This window comes from Streptomyces sp. (assembly GCF_019510245.1).
Lineage (GTDB): Bacteria > Actinomycetota > Actinomycetes > Streptomycetales > Streptomycetaceae > Streptomyces.
On the sequence record NZ_JAEKKT010000005.1, the window covers coordinates 1 to 3349 of the forward strand.

Here is a 3349-nt window from a genome sequence, read left to right on the forward strand (position 1 = left end):
TGGAATCAGCCCACTCCATCAACGCAGAAGAAGGTCTTCGATGACTGCCCAGTACGGATTCAACGCCACCCTGACCGCCAGGCCCGGCATGGGCGACCGGCTGGTCGACCTGCTGCTGACCGGCCTGGACGAGGGCAGCCCCGGCGCGAGCGAACACTGCGTCGTCTACCTCGTCTCCCGGTCCGCGTCCGCCCCCGACGTCGTCCACGTCACCGAGGGCTGGACCAGCGAGGAGGACCACCACCGGATCTTCGCCGGCGAGGCCGCCCAGGCCATCGTGACGCAGATCGAGGGACTGCTGGCCAAGGAGTCGCAGTACACCGACTACGTCCCGGTCCGCGGCAAAGCCGCCTTCTGAACCGCCGAACTCCCCGCACCCCAGCCGCTGCCGCTTCGGTGCCCGCCGAGGGGCGCCCTCCTCGCCCGACCGTCCCGCCACCACCCACGAAAGGCCACGTCCATGGCTACGGCACGACCCGCCCTCGACCCCGAACTGCGTGAACTCCTGGCCGACATGCCGCTGATGTCCAGGCTCAGCCCCGAATTGCTGGCGCAGGTACGCCCCTTCTCCTCGATGCCCGTCGAACCCCTCCTCGAAGGTCGCGCGATCCACCGGCGCGAGGTCACCGCTGCGAGTCCGGACGGCACCACTATCCCCTTGTCCGTCCTCAGCCCCGCGAACACCGATCGCACCACCACCGCACCCTGCGTCTACTGGATCCACGGCGGCGGAATGGTCATGGGCGACCGCTTCTCACAGATCGACATCCCACTGGAGTGGCTCGACGCGTTCGGCGCCGTCGTCGTCTCCGTCGACTACCGGCTCGCGCCCGAGGCCTCAGGCATGATGCCGGTCGACGACTGTTACCAGGGACTGCTCTGGATTGCCGAACACGCCGCAGAACTGGGCATCGACCCCGCCCGGATCATCGTCGCAGGCGCCAGCGCGGGCGGCGGCCTCGCCGCCGGCGTCACCCTGCTGGCCCGCGACCTCGGCACCCAGACGATCGCCGCCCAAGTCCTGATCGGCCCCATGCTCGACCACCGCAACACCACCGCCTCCAGCCTCCAGTACTCGAACGAGCCCGGCATCTGGACCCGCGAGATGAACGACTTCGGATGGCGCTGCCTCCTGGGCGACCTCACCGACGACGAAGTACCCGCATACGTCTCCCCGGCCCTGGCCGACGACCTCGCAGGCCTGCCCACCACCTACATCGACACCGGCTCCGCCGAAGTCTTCCGCGACGAGGACACCGACTACGCCACCCGCATCTGGGCGGCCGGCGGCCAGGCCGAACTCCACGTCTGGGCAGGCGGCTTCCACGGATTCGACGCTCTGTACCCGCAGGCACACATCTCGACCGCGTCCCGCCGAACCCGCACCGACTGGCTCGCCCGAGTCCTGCGCACGGACCCCGCCGCATAGAGCTCGTAACGCGATCTCACTGAATTGCCCTCGTGCCGCATGACCGATGTGACGATTCAGCTGTTCGACGGGGGTGCGTTCTCGGCCGTGGATCGTGGACGACGAAGATATGGAAGGTGCGAGTCAGCGCCGCCTCAGCGCCATGGAGTGGTCGCACTGCATCGATGCGAGGTACGAACGGCGCGCAGGAGATGTCAGCGGTCGGCGATGTCCTCGCGGAGACCGTCGGAGAACTCCCACCATGACAGAGGAAGCCAGTCGCCGTTGACGAAGGCATCGACAGTCGCGCCTCGACCACGGACCGTGACGGTCGTTCCTGGCGGATAGATCGTGCCGGACAGACCTGGCACGGGGACAAGCAGGGTTCCCAGTCGCTGTGCTGACACTTCTCGCCCCTCCTCTCCATTCCTCGCGCGGCAGGAGCAGTTTTTCCCTCTGAGATTACCGACTTGCCCAATCGCGTAGGCCGGAGAAGCATGAGAGATGGGTCACGCGGAGAAGGGGTCAAGCGGGGCCGAACATTTCCATCTCGATCAGAGGTGACAGCCATGAAGGCCGTCGTTTACAAGGGACCGTTCACTGTTGCGGTCGAAGATGTTGAAAAGCCCACCATCCAGCACCCGAACGACGTGATCGTACGGGTTACCTCCACCGCGATATGTGGCTCCGATCTGCACATGTACGAGGGCCGCACTGCTGCGGAGCCCGGCATCGTCTTCGGCCACGAGAACATGGGAGTAATCGAAGACCTCGGACAGGGCGTCACCACGCTCAAGGAGGGCGACCGCGTGGTCATGCCCTTCAATGTCGCCTGCGGTTTCTGCATGAACTGCGTCGAGGGATATACCGGATTCTGCATCACCGTCAATCCCGGTTTCGCAGGCGGCGCTTACGGCTATGTGGCCATGGGGCCCTGGAAGGGCGGCCAGGCAGAGTACGTACGCGTTCCGTACGCTGACTTCAACTGCCTGAAGCTTCCTCAGGGAAACGAGCACGAGACCGATTTCATCCTGCTCGCTGACATCTTTCCCACTGGCTATCACGGTTGTGAACTCGCGCAGGTCCGACCGGGCGAGAGTGTCGCGGTGTACGGCGCTGGTCCAGTTGGACTCATGGCCGCCTACTCGGCCCTGCTGCGCGGCGCGAGAAAGGTGTTCGTCGTGGACCGAGTCCCCGAGCGCCTACAGAAGGCCGAGGAAATCGGCGCAGTACCGATCAACTTCGCCGAGGGTGACCCGGTCGAGCAGATCGAGGAGCAGACCGAGGGTATCGGCACGGACAAGGGCGTGGACGCCGTCGGCTACCAGGCGACGGCGCAGGGGACTGACAACGAGGAACCGGCGACCGTTCTGAACTCGCTCGTCCGCACCGTCCGACCCACCGGAGCGCTCGGCGTGCCCGGACTCTATGTCCCGTCCGATCCTGGAGGCCCGGACGAGCAGGCCAAGCAAGGCATGCTCCTCGTCGCGATCGGCAGGCTCTTCGAGAAGGGCCTGCGGATGGGTACGGGTCAGTGCAACGTGAAGCGTTACAACCGGTTCCTGCGAGACATGATCATCGATGGCAGGGCGAAGCCCAGCTTCGTCGTCTCCCACGAACTTCCCCTGGATCAGGCATCGTCGGCCTACGACAAGTTCGACAAGCGGATCGAGGGCTTCACGAAGGTGGTGCTGCACCCGTAGCACTGCGGATCGGCGCCAGGCTTGCGCAGGAAGTGACGGGTGAGCGACCGGCATCCGTCCGGGACCAGACGTCCTGCCGGGTGGACCGCCACCCGGTGGGCCACCCGTCCTGTATCGGGGAGTTGGCGAAGGCGGCGACGAGCACGGGACCGATACGGTGGCGACGGTGGCGCGGACGTACCCGAGTTTGCCGTAAGTACGGCTCACCGCCCTGACTCACCCACGACACGTCGTTGTG

At 65.8% G+C, this 3349-nt stretch carries 4 protein-coding genes and 1 pseudogene; 3 read left to right on the forward strand and 2 right to left on the reverse strand.

Annotation, left to right across the window (positions count from 1 at the left end; all coding sequences use genetic code 11):
- Window positions 1–40: 40 nt before the first annotated feature.
- Window positions 41–358 (forward strand): antibiotic biosynthesis monooxygenase, encoded by a 318-nt coding sequence (locus JF597_RS00095; protein ID WP_293986457.1) that lies wholly within the window; start codon window positions 41–43, stop codon window positions 356–358.
- A 102-nt stretch (window positions 359–460) separates the two neighbouring features.
- Window positions 461–1429 (forward strand): alpha/beta hydrolase, encoded by a 969-nt coding sequence (locus JF597_RS00100; protein ID WP_293986459.1) that lies wholly within the window; start codon window positions 461–463, stop codon window positions 1427–1429.
- Between the two features lie 194 nt (window positions 1430–1623).
- Here the strand turns inward: JF597_RS00100 and JF597_RS00105 are convergent, their stop codons facing one another.
- Window positions 1624–1815, reverse strand: coding sequence for a hypothetical protein (locus JF597_RS00105; RefSeq protein WP_079072041.1), 192 nt, complete (start codon window positions 1813–1815; stop codon window positions 1624–1626).
- A gap of 162 nt (window positions 1816–1977) precedes the next feature.
- On the opposite strand from JF597_RS00105, the gene JF597_RS00110 reads away from it, so the two are divergent.
- The gene (locus JF597_RS00110) at window positions 1978–3111 is read left to right on the forward strand and encodes a glutathione-independent formaldehyde dehydrogenase (RefSeq protein ID WP_293986463.1); all 1134 of its coding nucleotides are present in this window, start codon (window positions 1978–1980) and stop codon (window positions 3109–3111) included.
- A 40-nt stretch (window positions 3112–3151) separates the two neighbouring features.
- Here the strand turns inward: JF597_RS00110 and JF597_RS00115 are convergent.
- Window positions 3152–3331, reverse strand: a pseudogene (locus JF597_RS00115) (glutamate-cysteine ligase family protein); the annotation flags it as partial.
- Window positions 3332–3349: the final 18 nt, after the last annotated feature.